We start from the raw sequence: 24,972 nt of genomic DNA, 5'->3' as shown, positions 1-24,972 counted from the left end.
CCTGCCTAACTGGCCTTTAACACCCTGAATTTATTAAACGCCTGCGAGCTGCATAATTCCTCAAATCTTCCTGCATTATGTAGTTTTCCTTTCTCAAGAATATAGATGGTATCGGCTCCGCTTAAAAATTCGGGGCGATGGGTTATTACCAAACGGCTTATGCTCAGGGATTCAACACAGTGTTTGAGCAGGCTTAATGTCTCATCATCCATGCCGCTCATTGCCTCATCCAAAATCAAAACTCGTGGTTTTTTGGCTAAAGCGCGAGCGATTAAAATGCGCTGCCGTTGGCCCAGGGATACAGCACCGCTGCGATCTGTGATTACGGTTCGCATTCCCATCGGCATTTTTTCGATATCACTGGCAATATTTGCCAAATGAGCTGCTTGCCAGGCATCTTCTTCGGTCAGGCTTGAATTAATACCGATAATATTGCTGAGAATACTGCCAGGCATTAAGGCACTGGTTTGCAAAATCACACCAAGCTGACTGCGTAAATGCTGTAAATTCAAACGGCATAACTCCATATCATCAAACAGAATCTGTCCTTTCTGAGGTTTTTCAAATCCGAGAAGTAAACGCAGCAGGGTTGATTTGCCGACACCTGATTTTCCCAGAATGCCGACGTATTCGCCTTGCTTCATTTTAAAGGACAAATCGTCGCATATAGCGCCCTCATTTTTACTGTATTTAAATTGGATATCACGTAATTCAAGAGAACCTTTAAGATTGAGCTTGCAATTCTCTTTTCGATAATTCTCGGTTTCAGTCTGAAAGACAGGCTTGGTTCGTTCAAATACAGGAATGATCCTCACCATTTGATTGATACTATTCCAGAGGCCGATGAATGCAATGAACAGTTGTGAGAATGCCGCGTTATATAAAATAAAAAGGCCTAAGTTTAGTGAGCTGTCCATGTTCACCACAAAAAGATAAAGAAAAAAAGTACTCAATAAACTGAAAGCCAGATTAATAATTTTATCAATGACAGTCAATTTACTGCTTTTAAAAAAAAGGGTCATTTTTTCAATGAATTTACGCAGCCAAAGATTGAGAATTAACTCCTCACGATGGGCACAGCGTATCTTATTGATGCTCGTAAAAATCTGTAATAATAAAGATTGGTTTTCACCGCTGACACGAAAATAACCACGCAGAAAACGCAATTGTTTCAGGGTGATAAGAAAGGAAATGGAACTTGCTATCACCAGAAAAAGAATGAGCAAAAGACTGAAAACGGGCATTAGGTAACATAAAAGAATCAAGCTAAAAACGAAAACCAGACTATTTGAAAGAGAAACAAGCAGGCTAAGAGTTAGTTCCTGCTGGATGATATCGATGGACGAAATACGATTGCTTAAATCACCAATCTGAAAGCGGCTAAAAAAATGCGCTGGAAATCGAAGGACGCGATCCCAGATAGCTGCCTGTATATTAGCATTGGCTTTTAATTTGATGCGAAATAAACTGATTATTTCTACGAGTTGTAAACTGGCCGTTATAAAGGCATTTATTATAAAAGCGATAATCACCTGGGTTACAGCCGAGGTATCGGCAAATGGAATCGCTACAGAAAATAAATAGCCCGTACCCAGCGGAATAGTCAAGGCGAGGGTGGCTAATACAATCTGTACCAGCAGCAAGCGTTTGAGATCGGAACCGCTTTGCTGATAGATATACTGAAGCACGTCTTTCACGCCTATTTTGCCGCCCGCCAGCGGCTTATAAAAATAGAAGACATGATTCAATACCATTGCTGCATTTTTTTCGCCAATCGCTAAAGCCTCGTGACCCGGAATATGCAATTGATAACCCTTGCCTGTGGGTATTAGTGCACAGGCATTTCCTTCTACGGTAAACGCCAGCAATGGACCATTATCATATTTCCACCATTCGTCAAGTAATTGAATTTCACGAAAACGAAATTGTGAAAGATTGGCTATTTCAGACAGTAAATCAAACCTGGTTTTGCTTTCATCGCCAGTCTGTGCCGGAAACTTAAGTTTTATGTTGGCACTGTTGGCTACGATGGCGCAAACAGTCAAAAAATCATGCTGAGCGGTTTCGGCTTCTTTGTTTTCCAGCAACACCAGAATTTCTGAAATATCCAGTCTATTATGATCAGTCATATCAACTCTTTATCAGTAGGAATCAATGAGCCTTGTTCAAGTTGGTAAATTTGCCTGCAATATTCAAGAGCACTTTCACGATGAGTAATAATTAAAGTAGTTAAGCCTTTTTCGTGAATATTCTTAAGAATACGTTTTTCAGTTTCCGCCTCAAGATTGGACGTTGCCTCGTCCAGAATAAGGATTTTACTGTTCTGGGCCAGTGCCCTTGCAATTTCAATTCGATGCCGCTGACCACCGCTAAAATTCATCCCATTTTCCGAAACTACATAATCCAGACCGCCTCGCTGCATAATTTCCTCATAAATGCAGGCGTCATGAAGCGCTTTTTCGATGGCCAGATCACTAATCGCCGGGTTCCAGAATGAAATATTTTCTCTGATTGTTCCCGGGAAAAGGAAAACATCCTGCTCGACATAAGCGATTAATCGGGCGGAGATTTCCGGGCTTATCTGCGATAACGCAGTGCCGCCAATATAAATGGTACCGCTTGCAGGCTGATATAAGCCGGTGATCAAGCGGGCGATGGTGGATTTTCCCTCGCCAGATTTACCGAGTATCGCAATCATCTCCCCGGCAGGAATAAAGAGAGTCAACTCCTTTAACATGGTTTTGTTCGCAGTATAAGCAAAACATACCGAATCCAATCGAATGGACGCTTCAGGGCAGTGTTTGCCAGAGATTATATTAAAACGCGGATCGAGCTCGTGATTCTGAATGTCATCCAGACGCGCCAAATCCCCCTTGATTTTTTGTAACTCTCCCCCGAAGCCGAGCAGGGTTTGCAGTGGTGCGAAAAACTGATACCAGAGCATCTGAAAGGCTATCAGACTGCCGATGGTTAATTGTCCATTAATAATCTGCCAACTGCCCAATCCGGTAATAATCGAATAAGCGACTAACTGGGTACAGGCCGGAATAACAGTTAATATTTGATTGTAAATAGCCTGTTTTTGCTGTAATGAAATAATTTCCGCATGTGCAGATGCCCAGCGCTGAAAAAAATCATTCTCGCGGCCATTGGCTTTTAAATCCTCTATTAAACCAAGCCCCTGCATCTGCAAACCAAGCAACTTTCCATTTTTTTGTAAAAAATTACGGCTGACATCTTCAAATTGGCGGCGTACATGATGATAGACAAGAAGGCTGAAACCCATAGCGGTAAAAGCAAGCAGAGCCAGTGGCCAGCTTAAAATACACATGACCACAGCATACAGAGCAATGGTTATCAGACTAACCAGAGAAGCCATTACTTCACTGGATAAGAGATTGGCAATTCGATCATTGGCAGAAACTCGCTCTGTGATATCGCCGGCAAAACGCTGTTGAAAAAACTGAATGGGAAGATACATAATTCGCCATAGAAAACCAATCGTACTAATCAGCGTTAATTTTAGTTTTATCAATAAAAGGAAATAATTTTGCAGGCTGCTTAATAAAACGATTGATACAATCATAACCAGAAAAACGCTAAAAAAAGGCAGTATCCAGTAGTTTAATTTTTCGACCAGAATATTATCGATAAAAATCTTGGCTAATGCCGTGATCATCAGGTTAGGCACAACTAAGGCAAGACTGGCAATGAACACAAAAAACAATTCTTTCTCCAGACCTTGCAGACGATTTCTTAAAGCTGAATAAAGGGAGGCAGATCTGCCATGAGCCAGGAAGTCAGTGCCTGGCGAAAATAATAACAGAACGCCGGTAAAGGCTTGATCAAATTGCTGATAGCTTACAGTTCTTGGGCCGCAGGCGGGATCGTTAATATAAATTTTTTCTTTGGAAATCCCTTCAAGAACCACGAAGTGATTAAATTCCCAGAATAAAATAACGGGGGCTTTCAGCTCTTGCAGGCTGGCTATAGAATCTACTTTAGCCGCCTGAGCGGTTAAGCCATGCTGGCGGGCTGCGGCTAGCATCATACTTGCATTACAACCGTCGCGTGATACGCCGCAGTCGACCCGCATTTTTTCCAGAGGAATATGCCGTCCATAGTAGGCGAGTATAATCGCCAAAGCTGCTGCTCCGCATTCGGTGGCTTCCATTTGCAATATGGTAGGTGTTTTTGCGCGCTTCATTCTAATCAGTTCCTACTAATTGTTTTAAAGCGGGCAGAAACAAAGTCACCGGTGCTTGCTTGCGAACAATAATATTGATTTCTACCATTGTTCCGGCGGTAATGATCTGAGGAGGGCCTGAGGCAGAGGTCCATTGAAAACCGCTAAGCGTCTCAGGGTCTTTTTCCAATAATATTCTGATTTCAATGGGAAGGTTTTTTTCAGTAAGATGCTGCACCAGTTCAGTGTTTTTCAGAACAGCCTTCATGCTGTCTGAATTACTGGGATAGGGTGACACATACTGCACTTTACCGACTATACTGCCGTATTCTTCTTTTTTTATCACCGTAGGGGTAATCAATGCCTTCATTCCGGTTGAAATTTTTTTACCCTGATCCGCAGGAACATAGGCAATGACTTCAAGCTGGTCTGGCGAGGGTGCAATACTCATAACGGGCATGCCGTCTTTGACCATATCGCCAAGCTGCACCTGGATATTAGTCACTGTTCCCTTCGTCGGACTGTATACATGCAGGCCTGTTTTATATTGAGATTTCAATACATCGAGTTCCTGCTTTTTGTCCTTGATTTTTAAATCCAGTGCACGGATTTTTTCCTGCCATTCTTCGAGATAGGCTTTCTCGTTCATATCATTTTGTAATAACTCTTTTTTAGTCGTTTCGATATTTTTCTTTGTATCATAAAACTGCTGCCAGCTGGCAACCACTTCCTGCTTGGTAATCAGGCCTTTTTTGAATGCGGCTTTGCGAATTTCCAATAATTCCTGGGCATAAATCAGATTTTCACTCTGCTGTTTAATGACATTTTGTAAATAGTCATTCTGTTTTATAACCTGCTGGTGCCGGTTTTTGGTAGCCGCTTGCGCCTCTTTTAACAGATTCTGATATTTTTGCTCGATAAGAGAAAGTGTTTGCTGCTGGGTTGCAATTTGCTCTTTTAAAGCGGGATTACTCAGTGTAGCCAGCAGCTGACCGCTTGTCACTGAATCTCCCAGTTTGACCAGTAAATCACTGACATAAGCTTCACCGGCAGGTGCGGCAGCATTGTAAAGTCCTTCATTATTAGGGAGGATAATGCCCTGGCCTTCAACCCGGGTGCTGATCGTTCCAAAAATGGACCAGAGTGCAATACCCAGTGCAAGCAGGCTCAAACTGCCTAATAAAATCCAGGATTTGCTGCCGGTTATTACAATTGCATGATTTAATTGCTCAGGAACTGAGAGATGGGTGAGGGCTTCTTTGCGAAATAAATTCCTGGGATTATCGGATGACACAGCTTGTAATCCTTTATCGATTGATAGACTCACAATTAACTATATCACAATTTTGTATAAAATTTATTCATTCTATTCCTTTCATTGCATACTGCTGTGAAATGCAATTCCAGGATCGAAAAAACTTCTTTCCAGATTGATATATTCTCACAACTGCTCAAAATAAGTACAATTATTTTATTGATTGAACGATGAGGAGTGGTGAATGAAATCTAAGAACACTGTAAGCAATATTGATAACGAATCAAGAAACCTTGCAAGTATCCGTTTGGCCCAAAGTTTATGGAACCGAGGAACGCCAATCACAGGAACACCCGCTGAAAGCTATCTGGTATCAACCAGAAAAATTCCTGCAAGTGTTGTCAGCCGTCTACAGTTTAAGTATGTGCAAGGCAAATTGGGAATCCCAAAGCTGGATCAATACGGCTTTGATGATTACCTTATTGCGCCCGTCTTTAACCTGAAAGATGAACTCATTGGCCTTCAGATTGTCCAGCTCGATGCTAAAGGCAACAAAGCGCTGCCTGCTGATGCCGATAAGAGCTACTACTGCAAAATGTATCTGGGTCCGGTAAAGCCTGCTTTACCAGGTAAAGCAGCGGTAATTAATGATATTGAAAATCAGGATGCTGTGTTTATTGCCGAAGGAATTGAAACGGCTGCCAGTATTGCTGCAATTCCCTCTATTCGTGAGCAATACAGTATTTTGGCCTCGCTTGGAGTAACCGAATTACCTGCGACACTGAGCTATATCAGAACGCATTACTCCAGAGATACCACGATTATCCTGCTCAAAGATCATGACCAGCCTGGTTCGTCTGCAAGCAATGATTTTCAAAAAGCTTTGAAACTATTTGAAGGGGCAGGTTATCACGTTATCGTCAAAGAACCTGTACAAATAGACAATGACTGGAATGATGTGCTTGCCCAGCACGGAAGTGTGGAACTTGAGCGACAGTTGGCGGTTGATGTTGATGCGCTGCAATCGCAAGGCCAGGCTATTATCCGCAACGAATTAAAAAATCTTTACGCCAGTTTATTAACCAGCGAAGCAAAAACCGATGAGCAGAATTTACTATTTTCCTTATCTTCAGTAATTAATCATAAAATAGACAGAATGACTGCAATAATTCCCTTTATTGAAAACAGCATAAAAAGGCTGGCTGAATCAGATCAGCTTGCCTTGGATGCAGAAACTGCCTATTTTGAGAAAAACGACGCCGAGTTAAGATTAGCCATGAAAGCGCTGGATTCAATACGTAAGCGAGTCGAGCCTGTTCTCCAATTGCCCCCCCTTCCCGAAGCAGTGGAGGAATATGGAGATCAATGCCTGAAATTAGAAACCAGCAAAAAAAATCTGCCCGGAAATAATCAAAGGGCTCTCAGAGAGGAAATAACCGCTGCTTATGAAAAGGCAATGAAGGATTATGTAAGTTTGAGCACAACGCCTGGTGCAGAACTTAAGAAGATAGCTGCGGACGATCACTACGCATTTTTCTTTAACCTGAGTATTGAGAGGTCCAAAACACAGAGTTTTTCAGAAATGCGCCGTTCGCTCAGTCTCGAAATTAAAAATCGTGAGCAAGCGCAGAGAGATCAGCCTGAGAAAGCTCGGGCCGAAAAAGAGCAGGAGTATAAACACGAACTTCTTAACGCCTCAATCAAACAAAACGAGCTGGCGATTGAGTTGGTTTCCTACATGAACAAGCTATCAGTGCTTATTGATTCAAGCAGGCTAAGTGTAGAGCGCGAGATTGAGGATATAGATTACCGCGCTTATCAGGATTTTTATGTCAAATTACATGAAGAAGCTCAGGCAAGCGATGAAGATTTAGAGAGCTTGCAGCACTGGCTTAATAATCTGGGTAATTTCAAAACGCTTTCACCCTTGAAATATGAGCCTCCTAAAGGTGAAGATGTACGTCCAGTGAAGTTTATATTTGAAGAGTATGATGAGCAGGAAACACTTGAAAATATAACTGATGCGATGATGAATCATCTGCCACCGGCAACACCTGCTCTGGATCCCCATGATAAAGGAAAGGAGATTGACGATCAGGAAGCCGCACCACAACAGGATGATTTGCTCACACGCAGCATTTATGATTATGTGATTGAGTTGTCAGCAATCCTCTACAAATCATTTGAGGTGAACTCTCCGGATGGCAAGTTTACCCAGGAGTTTGACGGCTTGGTAGTTCGTGATAGACAATTAACCATCATGGAAAGAAAAGCGAATGATGGAACCGGCGTTAGTGTATTGCAGCGTAATTTTTGTCAGCAAAAAATTGGTTCAAAAGAACAGTTTGTGGATAAAAACTGGCTTCCCTCAATACTGGGGCATGCACAGCCGGAATCATTTATCAAAATTGATGCTCCAGAGTCTAAGGACTGGTATAGCCCGGCATTTGACGATGCAATGAAAAACCGGCTGATGACTGCTGCAAAGAAAACGATTGTAGAAGCTTTAAGGGAATTTCGTCTGGAATTTAACATGAACTTACCCAAACATTTTTCAGATGGTTATCAGGGGGTATTTTTCAGCTCCAGGCTGAACGATGTTAAAGTTCGCTTCTCGAGACAGGGGCTTGGCAATGAAACTATCGCTCACCGCCGGATAGACGATATTAAATCTGATATGGCTACTGAAGTAATGAAGAGGGTTTAAAAAAGCTCCAGGTGCTTCTGGCTATTCTGCCGGGAGCACTGTGTCAAAGAAGGTTAAAGGGCTTAGCTGATCCAAAAATAAAAGAACTCAATGAAATATGAATGTTTCAAAAGATATCTTCTCACCCCTGACCACCGGCAATAGCAAATTCAATCACTTGAATTGATCAATAATTTTACATTTAAAACCAAATATGATACATTTGGACCATTATTGTTAACTTATTGCAAGGTTAGTATTTTGAAATCAAAAGTACATCGTATTCAACAAACAGGTAAAGTTTTTCTAAATGAGATATCTACAATTGTTGAAGTGTTTTCCGAGGAAACAAGTTTTGATCCAAAACACGAGTTTCAGTTTGAGAAGCTGCCGAGACTTGTTTATCTCAAACAAAACTCGAGAAAAGTTAACTGGGAGGATTTTGTAATTGACGTCGATGAAGTTAAGTCCAATTCCAAATTATATCAGTTACTTTTTGGTATCTTGCATTTGGATAATTTTCAATTTTTTACTAATGAAACTATTATACCACATCACTACCTGGTAGAAAAATTGCGACTGCTTGAAACATACTTTAATGACAAATATGCTGATAAAGATAAAACATTCAGAACGTTAAAACTGGATTGTCTTGAATTTCTTATGTCGCAATGTATAGCGATTCGATTAGTTAAAGAAATACGGTATTCAAATATACCTTTCCCCTATGCCCCAATTACATTTGAAGAAGCGAAGATTGATTTTGAACAATTGATTGCCGAAGTAAAAAAAGACAATCAAAAACTGGATTTACACAACGCCTTCAGGATCAGGTTGCAGGGAGATATTGCATCTAATTACTTTATGCAAAACCAGCGATTGTCAACTAGTAATGGCGCACGTAAATCGCTTAAAAATAAACGCGAATACACATCTCCATCTAAAGCCTGGACAGAAGAATTCATGGTCTCCGTGTTTTCTGCCTTAATACGTCTTAAAACAATGAAGGCAAGGAAGAGAGAAGACCATTACAACTTTCAAATTAATTTAGCTGTTTCTGCCCCCAAAGTACGATTAAAATTGGTTCGTAATTGGGGGGCTAATCAATTTAACCCAAAAAAAGTTGGCGTTCTCGTACAGCTTTTAAAGAATAAGTACAATACCTCGGTAACTTCTTTTCTTGATTTGTGTGGCGGATGGGGAGACCGGTTGATTGGGGCATTTGCAGCGAGTGCGATTGGATTGAAGCGTTATGTTGCTACTGATCCCAATCCTAATTTAAAGGAAGGGTACTCTAATATGGTTGATCAGTTCAGGCCAGCGGGCTTTGATGTATACATTCATGCCAAACCTATGGAGGATTGTACTCAGGAAGAGCTTTGTCCTCAAAATCAGCCGAATCAGCTCATGCTTACATCCCCCCCTTACTTCGATTTGGAGAAATATCCAGGTGAAAATCAATCGCATATCAGATATCCAGTTTATGAAAATTGGTTGAATAAATTCCTTTTTGTACTGGTGCAACAGGCAATCAAAGGACTGAGTCCTGGTGGCTTTATCGCTATTAATATCAATAATCAAAAGCATCATAAACCCGGTGATGATTTGCTAAATTACCTTAAAGGATGTCCTTATCTCGAAGTGATTGGGCTACTTGAAAGTTCAAGTGTTAAACCGAATCCGACTTATCTTGCAAAGTTTATAGGGGATTGGGTCCTATTAATGAACCCTGTAACTAATAAAGAACCTGAGAATACTTCGATTAAGCAGGGTTTTAAACAGGAGCTACAAGTTTTTGATAATGCGTTACTCCTGCAGAATAAACGAAAAACCAATGATTTGGAGTCAACTACCACTTTTAGTAGTGAGCTATCAACTCCAACGAGAGATTCGGCTAAAAATCTGTACTCATCGGAGGATAAAGAAAATAGTGATTCTCTGGGTAGTTTGCCTGACAAAAATTTCGATGATCTGAAAATAGTTCGGAAGAAATCCCGGACAGAAACACCAACAATTGCCCCATTCAGAAACCTGTTGTTTTTTATACCGTCTATGCAAACCTTAGCTGATCCGAATAATCTGACAAAATATAGCCAGATCGCTGATAATTCTTTCGCCAATTAGACTTCATTGAAAGAGCTTTGTGAAATAATGTCATGTAAGTGAACAGGTCCGGACTGGGATGACATCAAAAGAATGTGGGATATAAATGATAAGTATTGTTGAAGTTCTGTTATTAGGTTTGATACTAAGTATTGATTCATTTTCGGCAGCTCTCGCAATGGGCCTCAAGCCCCATCAGACCCGAGATGCTATGAATTTTGCGTCATTGTCTGCCGGCGCAGAGTTAATCGCCGCCTTCATTGGCGCAATTGCCGGTGAACAAATTATCCTGGTACTGGGTCCTGTTGCTCGCTGGATTGGATTTATATTACTTTCAGCCGTTGCCCTGCACATGTTATATGAAGGATTTATTGAATATAAAAATAGAAATGAAGCAGTTTCTGCTGACAAGTTTCATGGATTTTTTAAATTATTGGTCGTTGCCGTTGCCACCAGCCTCGATGCGCTTGCAGTGGGCGTCAGTGTAGGACTCTCGGGAAAAGCCTTATGGCCTTATCTGCTTTCAATCTGCGCCTGGGCCTTTATTATGACTATAATCGGGATGGGAATTGCCAAAAAAGCACCACAGCGATTATCGGCGGTTTTTAACGTGATTGGTGCGATTATTCTTTTTGTGATTGCGGTGGAGATGTTGTACTGAAAAGTAATGCAGATGCTATGACTTCGAGAACAGATTGTGTTTGTTGAAAAACATCGTTATTCCAAAAACGAAATACCCTAAATCCCTGTGCTCGTAACCAATCAGTGCGCTTGATATCATAAATCTGACTGTCCATGTGCTGGCCGCCATCAAGTTCGATAATCAATCGTTTTTCAAAGCAGAGAAAATCGACGATGTATGTACCTATTGGAGCTTGCCTCTTGAATTTAAATCCCAGTCTGTTCGCTCGGAGATAATACCAAAGATGCCTCTCGGCATCGGTGCTGTTTTTGCGTAAATTGCGAGCTCGTTGCTTTAGCCTGGATTCGTTCATTTCCCTCTCCCCAACCCTCTCCCGGAAGGCGTCATCATACTATTAAAGTTCCTGGCGCGGGAGAGGGGGTTAATAAAAAGTGCTTCCTCTCCCTCTGGAAAATGGGGTTAATAAAATTGCTCCCTCTTCCTCTGTGAGATGGGGTTAATAAAATTGCTCCCTCTTCCTCTGGGAGATGGGGTTAATAAAATTGCTCCCTCTTCCTCTGGGAGATGGGGTTAATAAAATTGCTCCTTCTCCCTCTGGGAGATGGGGTTAATAAAAATTGCCCCCTCTCCCTCTGGGAGAGGGTTGGGGAGAGGGCTTTAATAAATTTCATGCTGATGCTAATGCGCGCCTGCTGCTGCTGAAGCAGAGGCAGCGCCGCCTACAGGCCTGGTTAACCAAACTAATGGAATCAAACACAGGAAAATGATGGAGGAAATCCAGAACACATCATTCAAACCCAGCATATCAGCCTGTGTGGAAAGGATTCGATTAAAAAGGGCGTAGCGTTGTTCTTCATCAATAGGCAAAATGGTTTTCACCTATTCAAATGCAAATTTGTTTTAAAGTCTACTCCGTATTTTACTTGTATCAGACAGAGTAAGCGGGGTTCGCAACTGGATTTTTGCAGATTATGCTTTCGGCGAGGTTTATAAATAAACAATGGATGACTGTCAAAGCGAATGATTCTGAGAGGGTAATTAAAATATTACCATTTACTCATTCTGTAATAGTGGGGATAGGAGATGGGAATACACATTAACGCTTAGCCTTTGAGTTGCTTCGCCCAAGCTGCAAAGAAGATTAACCCGGGCGATTATAATTCCCTAATTTACGCGTATCGGTATTGATTGTTTTAACTTATCCATAGGTAAATTATCTTCAAGTTTTTCCATCGCTCTTAACGAGTTGGTTTTAATATCCTCTTTACTGGCGAAGAAGGTTCCATAGTAGCCGTTTTGTGATTTTGCTTTCACAATCAATGCCGGGATTACCGCTATTGCTGCCAGAACACCTGTAATTCGCCGCCAGAAAAGGGAATAGGTATGCCAGCCGCGATGTTCGGCCAACAGTGTTTTTGAGTTGTCAAACGCTTCTTTACATTTTGTTTCAAAGATATTAAATGAATCAATGCTGATCCCTAGTCTGTGATAGAGAAACTCATCTTTCGCTTGTCTTAAGTCGCGGACTAGCTTCAAAACGCATCGACTGTAATTAATATCTTTGGTTGTGTTCGACATGTTGTTTCTAATCGTTCCCGCAAAATCTTCTACTAAACTATCAAACGGAGCGATTTGCTGTAGTATATTGCTTCGCAATACTCTTTGCTGCTGCTGTCTTTCCAGCTCTTGTCTTCTTTGTGCTTCTTGTATTCTCGCTTGTTCTTCTCTTCTTCTTGCCTCTCGTTCCTGCTGTTCCCGCAGCTCAGCTTGTCGTCTTTCCTCTGCACGCTGCTCCCTCGCATTTAGAATTGGTTGTTCCCAGTCAAGCTGTTGCTGACGTTCCTGATCAAGCTGCTGCTGGCGTTCAAGTGCTAGCTGTACCTGGCGTTCACGAGCAAGTCGTTCCTGACGTTCGCGTTCCTCCTGCTCCAGACGTAAACGTTCAAGCTCTGCCTGGCGCTCGCGCTCCAGCTGCTCCTGGCGTTCGCGCTCCAATCGTTCAAGACGCTCTCTTTCCAATTCTTCGCGAAGTTCATTAATAGCGGTGGTAGTCGTATTATCCAGGCTGGCATTTAAGTCTGGATGGTTATCCAATATAAGGTTTATTAATCGGAAATCCCTGTTTTCAACAGCCTGCCTGATATGATCACTAGTAAATCGGTCTTTATAAGAGGGATTGGTTCTGAAATTTTCTTCCAGGCGCGAGTAATAATTATCGAATAATGTCAATATGGCTACTGCGGATTCATGTAACTCTGTGAGCAGTTTAGCTTCTGCCCACTGTCTTGCGGTTCTATTTTGATGGGCGTGGAATGAATGGTTCTCTGGTAGACGTGTTTTCACATGGATATTGGCGCCAGCATCCATTAAGTATTTCACAAGTTCTGGATGACCTGCAGCACAAGCCCACAGGAAAGAAGTCTGTTCGTATTCTCCTTTACATTCAAGAAGATCAGGTCGATGGGAGACAATAAACTCGACCAAGGCTAAATTTCCTTTTTGAACAGATTTGATTAAAAGACTGCCATCTAAACGCTTGATTACTTCTGGCTTGTCTAATTTTGGTATTAGCAATATTAAAAGCTCGTTATCGTTAGCATCTATCGCAGTTTGAAGTTGTCTGAGGATCATCGATTCTACGTAGGGATCATTAATATTTAGAAATTGATTAATAATTTCTATATTGCGAGGTCTTTGATTTAGTGAAAGCTGCAAGTGCGCGAGGTTAAGAGGGGTATGTATAATTATATACTGGGCACATTGCAAAAAGCCTTTTTCAATCATTTTTGGAAAAAGGCTTGAGCGTTGATCAGGAGTCAAATTTTCCCAATTCTGAGCAAGGCACTCAAATATTGAAGCCTCTTCAACACCACGCTTTTTTATAAGATCATTAATTGCGCACAGTATTGAGTCTTGTTGACGAAGTGTTTCGAGATTATTATAAAAAATCTCAAAATGTTCTTCTGATGCCTTTGTTAGTCCTTGCAGAGTATTGATATTACCTGATTCAGTAATGGGACTTGTACTCCAGCAAAGACGCCCGCCCATGACGAAATAATGAGAATTTTCCGGTTGTTGCGGCATACAGGCGGTGCGCAATTCATCATAATGGTCAGCATGAATATGATAGAGCGAGATCTTATAGGCTGCATCAATCACTGAGTTCCATTCGGCTGGTGAAAGGGGGAGTTCAGGGATTTCGGCTGAGGTTTTACCTTCACACAAGGCTTCAACCAAAGTGTTCAGATTGTTTTGAGAGCGTATGAAATTGAGGAATTGTCTTGCCTGTTCGGTACTCTTCAAATGCAATTGAACGGTACACAAATAGAGAAAAGTTTGCAAAATGAATAATTGATAAGTTGAAGTTTTTCTCATGTGTGTCTCGTATCCACGGTCTTCCTTGATATATTGCTCCATACAACGCTGAAAAAGCTGTAAAAAATTAGTAACCGGCTGCTCTCCGATTTTAATAAAATCCTTTAATAGAGCATACGTCGGCGAGTAGATACCCTCAAGGTCCCATTCGTTAGCCGGATAGTCCTCCTCTGGGTACCCTAATTTAAAAGTTTCTGTCAAGGTTGCAAAGTCAATTGCCTCGCCTATTACCTCAGGATGTCTTTCAAGGATTAGTGAGTAGATGCCTTGAAAGAAAGCTTGGGTATTGCTAGTAATTTCTGAGAGATTATGGGTAATTTCAGGGGGATTATGGGGAGCGGTATAAAGGCGAGCAGCCTCTGAAACCAGCGCTTGCACAGGGTCACGCTTGGTAAAGGGGATAATACCGAGGCGCTCTGAAATGGCATTAGAGTCTAAAATCTTCTCCAGGGTGCCGGCGGTTGGATTCGTCAGGGCCATGATATTAGGGAGGTCAAAATATCTTACGGTGTCGGGATTTTGCTTAACAACAAATTCCCCCTTGGATGCAAAATGTGTTTGTCCGAGCAGCAGGTCTCTTCGTATGTTTTCGATGCCAGGATTAGAAGCTTGGAATTTCAGTGCTTTTTCTTTCGCTTCTTTAAGGGTGGCTTCTATGAGATTAAGATAAATAAGCTCCTTCTTTTTCTCCTCTTCAATCGAACTAGGTTGTACTTCATCAAAGATTTGTCTGAGAAGCGTGGTAAGAACCTGGTGGGACTCGATCTCTTTCTGTATCTTTTCTTTGAGTGGCTGTAATTCCTTAATCAGTTTTTTACACTGCTTTTCAAAGGAGAGCTCCTCCTTGCGAGTATTTGTTTCTGAATCGATTGGACCTCGAAAAAAGGTCTGGCGTTCTAAATCCGATTGGCAGGTATTATCTCCAAACAGGTGGAGTGCAACTGGATTGTCGTTGTCTCCTGTGAAGTTTTCTGAAATCTGAGCCGAACCGGTTACTGGAACGATAATCGACATTTTTCCCATTAAATCAAAATGAACAAAATTGTATTTTTTGACTATTTGAAGTAATTCAGCTTTCATAACTTCTCACTGATAAATAAACTGTGACAATGGTACCATAATTTGTTCACGGTGTGCAATAATTAATCTGTTTGTCAGGGTTTGAATTATTGCATAAAGACTGTCATTTCTGAGCTGGAAGGCGTTGTTGCATACATATAGGCGCACAAAAAGGTCTTTGCGAGCGTCAGCGAAGCAATCCGCCTCCTAACTTTGTTTGAGGTTTGGTCTGGATTGCTTCACTTCGTTCACCAAGACGGCGGTTTGGGTTATTTGTTTTCAGTTGCAACAAAGCCGCGAGAAAATGACATGAATAATCACATCACTCGGACTTTAATCACATCCTCAATTGTCTGAATTTTATTATGAAGATGGCCGTCCATGCCATTTTGACAGGACACATCGATGAGATTAACCGCGGTCTCGCCCATGGACGTATTGACCATCTGTTCGATGTTATAGCCATTGGTTGATAATACATTGGTGACTTCGGCAATAATCCCTTTGATATTTCGATTGATAATTAAGATGCGTTTAATCCCGGCTCGTCCCAGTGAAGGCATAACGGTGGGAGGAAAATTAACCGCATTTTCAATAATGCCCTGTTCGAGATAATGTTTAATACTCTGAACCACCATGCTGGCAGAGTTTTCTTCTGCCTCCACGGTGCTTGCTCCCAGATGCGGAAAGCAAAGAACCCGCGGGTGATTTGCCAGCTCTACCGTAGGAAAATCAGTAACATAGCTCATTAATAAATCATTATTCAATTGTTTGAGAATCGCCTGTTCGCAAACCACTTTTTCGCGGGAAAAGTTCATCAGCATTGCGCTTTTTTTAAATAAATGAATATTGCTTTCATTGATTAGATAAGTCGTGTTACTCATCAAAGGAACATGTAAAGTCACAATGTCGGCAGCGCCCAGCAATTCGGGCAAACTTCTGACGATAGCGACTCCCGGCATTAAAGCAAGTGCATTATTTACGGTGATAAAGGGATCATAGGCAATGACTTTCATCCCTAAAGCAAGTGCCGCATTAGCTACTTTGACACCGATATTGCCCAAACCGACTACGCCCAGTGCTTTTCCATAAATTTCCCGGCCAACAAACTGCTTTTTGCGCGATTCAATTTCCTGGTGCATATCGCTTTGCCGATCATTTGCCAGGCTGCTTAAAAAAGAGTGGCTTTGCTCCAGATTTCGATAGCTGATTAAGAGGGCGGCAAGTACCAGTTCCTTAACCGCGTTTGAATTGGCACCAGGAGCGAAAAATACCGGGATCCCAAGTCTGGTGAGCTTGTCTACAGGAATATTATCCGTGCCTATTCCAGCCCGACCGACCGCTTTTAGCTGTTCGGAAAATTGATAGTCATGCAATTTGCTGGAACGTACCAGCATTGCATCCGGATTGTTAAAATCCTTCCCTAATTCATAGGTTTCCTGATTAAACAGTTCCAGACCCTTGGGGGAGATGTTATCGATAATTTGAATGCTATACATATCAGAACTCCTTAATCAAAATCTCTCCTAGCGCTTGCTGGCAGAGGCTTTCCTGGTAATAGTTTTCATTGAAATACTGAATTTGCTGATGTTCCTGCTCGGTTAAACAAAGAAGCAGCAGGGGCATTAAATTGGGAGAGGCGAGAAAGAATTCCGCATCCTGCCTGACTCGCTCTTTAATACTGAATCCCCCATAGCCGATAAAGCGGTTAACCGCCTGTTTAGCCTCGAGATCGCTGACCCCATCGCCAATGAGCGCACTTGCTCCCGGTCGGAGACGATTAACGGCATTAATCTGGCGGCTTTTGCCGTCGGGAAATACCATGTAAGACTCTTCATCAAACCACTTATACTGTTCATTTTCATCAAAAAAAACCTCAACCGCTAAAATATTGTCTGCGGGAATTCCCAGATACTGAGCAAAGGGCTGGATGGCGGCTTTAATGCCTGCGGAAATGATATAAACCTCTTTGTTTAAAAAATTCAGGCATTCTATAACTTCTCGGGCTCCAGGCGTTACATGCTCTATATACAGTGAGCCCAGATTGCGTATTTGTGCGGCGGTGGGTTTAACCAGATGCAAACGTTGTCGGTAAGCTTCGGGCCGCATGCCGGTTTCGGACATACATTTCAGGGTAATATCTCCCACCTCTTTTCCCACACCGTTGAGTTCAGCGATAACATTAATGCCCTCAATTAATGCCAATGTGCCGTCACAATCAAAAAAAATTTTTTGTATAGGCTGAGCTGGATGCATGGATAATCGTCCTCGCTTAAGCATGATCTTTGGCAAATTGTTTTAAAAACTGAATAAGCTCTTTGACTTCCTCTAAAGTCATGGCGTTATAAATACTTGCCCGTGCGCCTCCCACACTGCGATGCCCCTGAAGATAGAGCAAGCCCTGTTCTTCTGCTGCTTTGAAAAAAGGTTTTTCCAGCTCGGCATTTTTTAAAATAAAAGGGACATTCATTCGGGAGCGATAGCGTGGATCAATAAAATTTACATAAAAACCGCTGCTATCCAGATAGTCGTATAATAGTCTGGCCTTCTCGTGGTTTCGTTTCCCTGTTTCCTCAACGCCGCCTTCTTTTTCCAGCCATTCAAGTACCAGAACGGCGACATACCAGGCGAAAGTGGTGGGGGTGCAAAGCATTGAATTATTTTTTTGCTGCACAGCATAATTGAAAACATCCGGTGTGGCAGGGTGGGCGCGATCGAGCAAATCCCTGCGGACTATCACCACACTCATTCCGGCGATACCCAGATTTTTCTGAGCACAGGCATATATCACACCCATCCCTGTAAAATTCAGCGGCCGTGAAAAGAGATTGGAACTCATATCGCTAACCAGAGGCATGCCATCCACAACTGGAATTTCGTCGAACTCCAGACCGCCGATAGTTTCATTATCAGTAAAATGTAAATAAGCCCCTTCTGGATTAATCTCCCATGTTTCTCGTGCAGGAATGGTACAGAACTGCTGTTCCCTGCTGGAGGCAACTATATTCACCTCGGTATATTTTTTGGCTTCTTTGATTGCAGTGGCCGACCAGTGACCCGTTTCGACATAATTCAGCGTTTTTGCGGAACCAATCAAATTCATCGCGGCGATGGCAAACTGAATTTGAGCCCCACCTGGTAAAAACAGGATGGAATACTCTGCAGGAACCCTTAATAATCGTCGTACCAGGGCTTCCAGCCTCTCGCCTAAGGCTGCAAATTCTACCGTACGATGCCCCAGTTCAAGAATGGATACGCCGGTGTTTTGCCAATTAAAAAAGTTATTTTGAATCTGCTGAAGAACTGGCTGTGGAAGTTTGGCAGGACCCGCTCCGAAGTTTATCATCATAACGCCCTTATTCTATGAAACGCATATTGTCAAATCTTAGTACAAATATCTATTTCAAGATGAACTTATGGAATATGTTTCAAAATAATGAAGGAAATTTACTTTAGAGGGAACTGCTTCCTGACAAAATCAGTTGCCTGTGATCGTTTAAAGAGCACCACTATTAAATATAGCCCAAAGCACAGGGAATATTTGATGACAGGCTTGATTTTATATGTCTCATAAACTAGCTTTTTATAAAAACGCTGTGGAATTTATATGTTTTACACACTTTATTTTTTAAGGCACCTGGCATGGAAATAACAACTATAAAAATAATTCCTGACTATGCTCAAGAATATGAAACGCTTTTAAGCAATGATGTAAAAAAATTCCTTTTTCTTTTAGAAACGGAATTTGGCCAGCAAAGAAAAAATTTATTGGAAATACGGCATAAGAAGCAAGCCGCTTATGATCAAGGAGTACTTCCCAATTTTCTGGATGAAACCAAATCAATACGCGAAGGTACATGGACTGCTGCTCACATCCCTGAAGATTTACTGGATAGACGTGTGGAGATCACCGGACCTGTCGATCGTAAAATGATAATTAATGCACTCAATAGCGGTGCAAATGTATTCATGGCTGATTTTGAGGACTCCAATTCACCGACCTGGGAGAATTGCATTCAGGGGCAGTTGAATCTAATCGATGCGGTCAATGGAACAATCAACTATAAGGATGCGGTTTCGGGTAAGCAGTATCAACTTAAGGAAAAAACCGCGACCCTCATGGTCAGACCCCGTGGATGGCATTTGGATGAAGCCCATGTTCTGGTTAATAATCAACCCATTTCTGCCTCCTTATTTGATTTTGGCCTGTTTTTCTATCACAACGCCAAAACACTGCTTTCTAAAGGAAGCGGCCCCTATTTCTATCTGCCCAAAATGGAGTCTCATCTTGAGGCCAGGTTATGGAATCAAGTCTTCGTTTTTGCACAGAATTATATGGGTATTCCGCAAGGCAGCATCCGCGCTACGGTATTAATTGAAACCATTAGTGCGGCTTTTGAGATGGATGAAATCATTTATGAGCTTAAAGACCATTCAGCGGGTTTAAACTGTGGGCGCTGGGATTATATTTTCAGTTTTATCAAAAAATTCAGAAATCGTCCTGATTTTGTATTGCCTGATCGACAGGAAGTCACCATGACCCAGCATTTCCTCAAATCCTATGTGGATTTGCTAATTGCCACCTGTCACAAGCGCGGGGTGCATGCAATGGGTGGGATGGCTGCGCAAATTCCTATCCGCAATGATGAAAAGGCCAATGAAGAGGCGATGAAAAAAGTGCTGGCGGACAAGCAGCGTGAAGTGCTGGCCGGGCATGATGGTACCTGGGTTGCGCATCCCGGTTTAATCCCGATTGCTTTGGAAGCATTCAATGCACATATGAAAACGCCCAATCAGATTGCCACTGCACAAAAAAAAGCAGACATAAGGCAAGAGGATCTGGTCACTATTCCCAAAGGCAATATTACTAAAAAAGGTATAAGAAATAACATCAGTGTGGGGATCCAATATATCACCGCCTGGTTGACTGGTAATGGCTGTGTGCCAATTAATAATTTAATGGAAGATGCGGCGACAGCGGAGATTTGCCGTGCGCAGTTATGGCAATGGCTGAAGTTTAACGCCTTAATTAATAATAATACTGTTTTTAAGAAAGACTTGTTTTTAAACATGGTTGATGAAGAATTTATCAGCTTGCAACAAACCGGTTTGCCCAGACATGCATTGGAAACGGCGACAAAATTGTTTACGGAAATGGTGTGCAAGCCTCATTTTGACGAGTTTCTAACCCTGCCAGCCTATAAAATCTTGACCGCACAGAAGGAATCCACTTATGAATAAGCATGATCAAATTATCGAACTCGAAACTGATTGGAAAAATAATTCTCGGTGGAAAGGAATTAAACGTCCCTATAGCGCCAAAGATGTCGTACAACTAAGGCCATCGCTTCAGATTGAATATACTCTTGCCAGACATGGGGCGAATAAATTATGGGATTTATTGAATAGCAATAAACCAGTAACTGGTTTGGGCTGTCTTACAGGTAATCAGGCCGTGCAGGCCGTGCAGGCGGGGCTCCAGGTCATCTACTGTTCAGGCTGGCAAGTAGCCGGGGATAACAATAGTTCCGGCAGAATGTACCCTGATCAAAGCTTGTATCCTGTGGATTCTGTACCCCGTCTCGTTGAGACAATAAATAATGCCCTGAAACGCACCGACGAAATCCATTGTTTGAATGATGATCATTCTATCGACTGGTATGCCCCCATTATTGCCGATGCCGAGGCTGGCTTTGGCGGCAATCTGAATGCGTTTGAGCTGATGAAACATATGATCAGGGCAGGAGCCTCAGCCGTTCATTTTGAGGATCAGCTCTCTTCGGCTAAAAAATGCGGCCACATGGGCGGCAAGGTGCTGATTCCCAGCAGCGAAGCGGTTAATAAATTAATCGCCGCAAGACTTGCCACGGATGTCAAAGGCGTGCCCACTCTTATTATTGCGCGGACTGATGCCGACGCGGCTTCCTTATTGACCAGTGATCATGATGAACGTGACATGGTGTTTTTGACAGGCAAGCGTTCCAGTGAGGGATTTTATTACGTTAAAAGCGGTATTGAACAAGCCATCAGCCGGGGTTTAACGTATGCACCCTATGCTGATGTGGTCTGGTGTGAAACTTCCAAACCCAATATTGCCGAAGCCAGAGAGTTTGCACAGGCGATTCATGAAAAATACCCGGGCAAGTTACTTTGCTACAATTGCTCCCCTTCATTTAACTGGAAAGCGAATTTAAGTGAACATGATTTACGCACATTCCGTGAACAGCTCTTCGAGATGGGTTATAAATATCAGTTTATTACTCTTGCCGGCTGGCATAGCCTGAATCTGGGCATGTTTGAAATTGCCAGAGCTTATGCTAAAGAGGGTATGTATGCCTACTCTCAAATGCAGCAGCGAGAAATAGCTCAGGAAGAACATGGGTTTAGAGCAACTAAACACCAGTCTTTTGTCGGAACCGGTTATTTTGATGCGGTACAAAATACCATTATGCAAAATCAGACGTCTACCACAGCGTTGGATGGCAGCACCGAAAAGGATCAGTTCTAAGCAATAATGCCCGCTTTACCCAAGCGGGCAGCTCTTCACTAAACAATCAATACCTTCGCACCAGGATTAGCTTTAACCCACTTCGCCACATATTCGATATAGTTATTTTTGCCAACCGCAATGCATCCGCGCGTTGAGAAAGGTAAATTACCAAACCAACCCAATGCGCTGGCTGATTGAGCAGGTCCATGAATACCCACGTCACGGCCTGAGTAGCCGGCTGCCCGCTGTCTTGAAGTAGGATAAAGAATAGGGATAAATACGTCGTATTTATTGGATTTTCTTGGATAAGCCAAGCCATATAAGCCCACCGGCGTTTTGTTATCTCCGGCTCGTTTTTTTCCTACCCCTTTGAAACCAAGCGCGACTTTAAAGGTTTTGACAACACTGCCATGTTCACAAATATTTAAAACGCGCTTGCTGGTGTTGACATTGATCCCGCTCGCTAAAGGGCAGGTTGAGCTGCCAGCAAATGAAGCAAAAGGAAGAAAGAGAAACATCATTAAAGAAATTGCTTTTATTTTCATATCCATAGACAAAAATTATTGAGTTTGGACAATAATTATTCCATAGTCTGCTTTTAATTCCTAGAGTCTTTCGGTTAAATTTTCACCAAAAGGCATTGCTGCGTGAATAAAGATACTCACAGGAACGCCGTCATCTCGAAAGCAGTGAGAGATCTCCGAATGCTGGCACAAACCAAGACTCGGGAGATCTCTCACTGCGTTCGAGATGACGTGCATGACACAGCTTGGTAAATAAAAAAATCAGAATTTTTACATGTCAAGACTGTTGCTCCATAAAAAAATTGGTTAGAATGCTCGTCCGCTAAAAAATATCCGCTCATTTAATTTGTGGATAACTTTATTCTAGTTTTACTCACCAATTCGCTCAGCTTTTAATAAACAATTCCATGCTCCTTGATATATATGGCTTTTTGCCTATTTCTATTCGCCGTCGCGTCATTGATTTATTCACAAATTCTGTGGATAACTCTGTGTATAGCCTGTATTGGATGTGATAAATACACTGTTCTATGCAGATGATTGAATACCTCACAGCCTGCGCTTTCTTATGCAAATTGATTTCAATGCTTTTTTATGTGCTAAATTTATACAAGGCTTGCAAAAGGATCCAATCATGTTAAAAAAGTTGCTTGTTGCTTCAAGTGGTGCTGCTCTGTTATTTGGAAGTGGTGCTGCACTGGCTGAAAATGGAATTATTGAATGTAAGGATTATGATGGAAAACCGCTGATGGTGAAGCCAAAAACGATTACCATATATAATAATACTGATAAAATTATCTACCCTGTACTGGCAACCAGCAAAAATGCAGTGAACGAATGGGTTCAAGGATGTTTTCGCAGCAGCTCTCCTTATCCCACCAATTATGTTTATAAATTGTATGTCAATGAAAACAGTGGCATACCACCCGATTCATCAGTCACTATTACTCTTCCTTTATACAGCGAATCCAAAGGAAGCTATATTACCTGGTGGAATGGCGGGCGTGTGGTTTTGGCGGATAGAAATGATCGCTTACACGAGGAGCAGGACAGCCCGATGACGGTTCCCTCAGAGGTAACCTGTGAAGGGAAGAATGTTCAATGTAATTTATATCTTTACTCCAGTAACGTTCAGTTTCCGGAAGATGTCTATGCGCAGTTATCAGAATATACCTTTGGAGATTCAATAGTTCCCCCCAAACAGACGCTTCGCTTACTAAAGCCTGAAAACGTGGGCTATAACATTTCCTATGTCGATCATGTGTACATGCCTATTGCCATTGGGCCTAAAAACAATCCTTACATCGGTTACAGCGGTTCCGTACAGTCTATCGAAACCTTTCGAGATCACCTGCAGGCTTTTTTGCAAAGTGCTATTGGCAAAGGCTGGCCTGTGTATAACCTGAGTGAATTGAAATTACCCGGAGGATATAATATTTTTGCCCAGCGTTCTGGAACGTTACCGCCTGATGATAATGTGCCGGTTAAACCTCAGGAGGGTTTTCCTCCCGTGCTAACGGTTATGAAATGTATTCAGGGGGGATGTACTGATGAGGAGAAGAGGTCACTGCATTTTGGTGAATCAGTGCAGAACATGCAGAATCTATGGGGATCATGTGTGGGCTGGGACGAAGATGTCAGTAAATATGTCACCGAAACCGTGAGCTGTCCTGATGATTTGAAAAAAGATCTGGAAACGGTACAGAAATTTTTCAAACAAAACCATGCCCAGTATCTGCAGATGTATTCCGCTGGAAAATGCACATTAACGCCCAAGTCAGACCCTGTACAGTTTAATTACTGGGAAGCGATTAAACATATTTATGGCTGGGTGCCTTTCAATGAAGGCTGTGGTGCTGCTGCGAATCCTTTGTCAGATACCAAAATTCCGGGATGGGATCATGCAAAAATACAATCCATGTACATTCATGATTTACAATATAACTATCAAAAACCCACAACCACAGCGGCTTTCATGTTCAATCCCTATGTCAAACTGATTCATGATGACAGTTATCTTTCAATGGATGCCTATGGTTTTTCAGTGGATGACGCAGTGGGCTTTATGAGTGAGCTTGGCGATGGCCTGATCTTTACAGTAGGGGGAAGTCATGGTTTGGAAAATCAGCACCAATTCAATTATCGGGATGGATTTTCAGTCGCCATCGGTGTGCCGCAATCGATGCTGGATCAGATCAATACGCCCCTAATTAAAAAATACGGGGTTTGCGTGATGAATCAGGATCCTGATGATTTGGACTGTAAAAAAGACAAGCAGGATGTCACTATGCCTGATAACAGTCAGATAGCCGGATTCAGAGTAGGAACAGTGGCTGACTATCCAATCAAGGTTCGTTTCACGGATTTGAAAGATAATGTCTACACCTTCGTAGTCAACACCAAATTCGCGCCTTGCACCGATGACATGGATCCTTCTCAATGCCCAAGCAATAAATCAGACATTGTCAACAAACAATCCTGTCTGGTGACCGATAGCAAGGGACAGAAGCATCCTAAATCGAATGACTGGTGTCAGAATGCAAATCCTAATCAGCAAAAGGAAAAGCAATTGACAAAAAATTTCATCAGCTTTCCGCAACCGGTTGATTTTATGAATTAATCTTGGCACCCAGGTCCCTCGGCTTATCCGA

At 42.2% G+C, this 24,972-nt stretch carries 16 protein-coding genes; 6 read left to right on the top strand and 10 right to left on the bottom strand.

Translation table 11 applies throughout. The features are described from left to right. Positions 1–5: 5 nt before the first annotated feature. The 3 genes from E1O89_RS13200 to E1O89_RS13190 are packed head-to-tail and all read right to left on the bottom strand — an operon-like array spanning position 6 to position 5,480. The gene (locus E1O89_RS13200) at positions 6–2,129 is read right to left on the bottom strand and encodes an ATP-binding cassette domain-containing protein (RefSeq protein WP_133140552.1); all 2,124 of its coding nucleotides are present in this window, start codon (positions 2,127–2,129) and stop codon (positions 6–8) included. Continuing rightward, positions 2,126–4,207, bottom strand: coding sequence for a cysteine peptidase family C39 domain-containing protein (locus tag E1O89_RS13195; protein ID WP_133140551.1), 2,082 nt, complete (start codon positions 4,205–4,207; stop codon positions 2,126–2,128). Before E1O89_RS13195 ends, E1O89_RS13200 begins: the two co-directional genes overlap by 4 nt. Before the next feature lies 1 nt (position 4,208). Beyond that, on the bottom strand, positions 4,209–5,480 hold the full coding sequence (locus E1O89_RS13190) for an NHLP bacteriocin system secretion protein (RefSeq protein WP_165483164.1): 1,272 nt from the start codon (positions 5,478–5,480) through the stop codon (positions 4,209–4,211). A 205-nt stretch (positions 5,481–5,685) separates the two neighbouring features. Between E1O89_RS13190 and E1O89_RS13185 the strand changes: the two genes are divergently transcribed. The 3 genes from E1O89_RS13185 (at position 5,686) to E1O89_RS13175 (ending at position 10,891) form a co-directional block, all read left to right on the top strand. After that, positions 5,686–8,148, top strand: a complete 2,463-nt coding sequence (locus E1O89_RS13185) for a toprim domain-containing protein (protein WP_133140549.1) — start codon at positions 5,686–5,688, stop codon at positions 8,146–8,148. A gap of 240 nt (positions 8,149–8,388) precedes the next feature. After that, on the top strand, positions 8,389–10,251 hold the full coding sequence (locus E1O89_RS13180) for a hypothetical protein (protein WP_133140548.1): 1,863 nt from the start codon (positions 8,389–8,391) through the stop codon (positions 10,249–10,251). 85 nt (positions 10,252–10,336) lie between these two features. Beyond that, the gene (locus E1O89_RS13175) at positions 10,337–10,891 is read left to right on the top strand and encodes a manganese efflux pump MntP family protein (protein WP_262337523.1); all 555 of its coding nucleotides are present in this window, start codon (positions 10,337–10,339) and stop codon (positions 10,889–10,891) included. Here E1O89_RS13175 and E1O89_RS13170 read toward each other — a convergent pair. From E1O89_RS13170 to serC, 6 genes are all read right to left on the bottom strand, one after another. After that, a complete protein-coding gene (locus E1O89_RS13170; RefSeq protein WP_133140547.1) occupies positions 10,854–11,225 on the bottom strand; it encodes an endonuclease domain-containing protein in 372 nt (123 codons plus the stop codon). The genes E1O89_RS13175 and E1O89_RS13170 overlap by 38 nt on opposite strands. A 326-nt stretch (positions 11,226–11,551) precedes the next feature. Beyond that, a complete protein-coding gene (locus E1O89_RS13165) occupies positions 11,552–11,752 on the bottom strand; it encodes a hypothetical protein (protein WP_133140546.1) in 201 nt (66 codons plus the stop codon). Between the two features lie 285 nt (positions 11,753–12,037). Then, entirely contained in the window at positions 12,038–15,328 is a 3,291-nt protein-coding gene (locus tag E1O89_RS13160; RefSeq protein ID WP_133140545.1) for an ankyrin repeat domain-containing protein, read from the bottom strand. A 296-nt stretch (positions 15,329–15,624) separates the two neighbouring features. Next, the gene (locus tag E1O89_RS13155; RefSeq protein WP_133140544.1) at positions 15,625–16,806 is read right to left on the bottom strand and encodes a 3-phosphoglycerate dehydrogenase family protein; all 1,182 of its coding nucleotides are present in this window, start codon (positions 16,804–16,806) and stop codon (positions 15,625–15,627) included. 1 nt (position 16,807) lies between these two features. Further along, positions 16,808–17,563: an HAD-IB family phosphatase gene (locus E1O89_RS13150; protein ID WP_165483163.1), complete on the bottom strand. Its 756-nt coding sequence runs from the start codon at positions 17,561–17,563 to the stop codon at positions 16,808–16,810. A 16-nt stretch (positions 17,564–17,579) separates the two neighbouring features. Beyond that, complete coding sequence (gene serC / locus E1O89_RS13145; protein ID WP_133140542.1) at positions 17,580–18,656, bottom strand: 3-phosphoserine/phosphohydroxythreonine transaminase; 1,077 nt, start codon at positions 18,654–18,656, stop codon at positions 17,580–17,582. 293 nt (positions 18,657–18,949) lie between these two features. On the opposite strand from serC, the gene aceB reads away from it, so the two are divergent. Together aceB and aceA are read left to right on the top strand one after the other, a co-directional pair. Next, positions 18,950–20,548 carry a malate synthase A gene (aceB, locus tag E1O89_RS13140; protein ID WP_133140541.1) on the top strand — a complete coding sequence of 533 codons (1,599 nt, stop codon included), beginning with the start codon at positions 18,950–18,952 and terminating at the stop codon, positions 20,546–20,548. Then, the gene (gene aceA / locus E1O89_RS13135; protein WP_112219188.1) at positions 20,541–21,815 is read left to right on the top strand and encodes an isocitrate lyase; all 1,275 of its coding nucleotides are present in this window, start codon (positions 20,541–20,543) and stop codon (positions 21,813–21,815) included. Before aceB ends, aceA begins: the two co-directional genes overlap by 8 nt. Positions 21,816–21,853: 38 nt before the next feature. Here the strand turns inward: aceA and E1O89_RS13130 are convergent, their stop codons facing one another. Next, complete coding sequence (locus E1O89_RS13130; RefSeq protein WP_133140540.1) at positions 21,854–22,342, bottom strand: murein L,D-transpeptidase family protein; 489 nt, start codon at positions 22,340–22,342, stop codon at positions 21,854–21,856. 613 nt (positions 22,343–22,955) lie between these two features. Between E1O89_RS13130 and E1O89_RS13125 the strand changes: the two genes are divergently transcribed. Next, on the top strand, positions 22,956–24,941 hold the full coding sequence (locus E1O89_RS13125) for a hypothetical protein (RefSeq protein ID WP_133140539.1): 1,986 nt from the start codon (positions 22,956–22,958) through the stop codon (positions 24,939–24,941). The last annotated feature ends 31 nt before the right edge of the window (positions 24,942–24,972 follow it).

It is taken from the genome of Legionella genomosp. 1, assembly GCF_900640215.1.
GTDB classification, from domain to species: Bacteria; Pseudomonadota; Gammaproteobacteria; order Legionellales; family Legionellaceae; genus Legionella_C; species Legionella_C quinlivanii_A.
The sequence above is the reverse complement of the archived record's forward strand: the minus strand, read 5'-3'. Positions and strand labels throughout refer to the sequence as shown.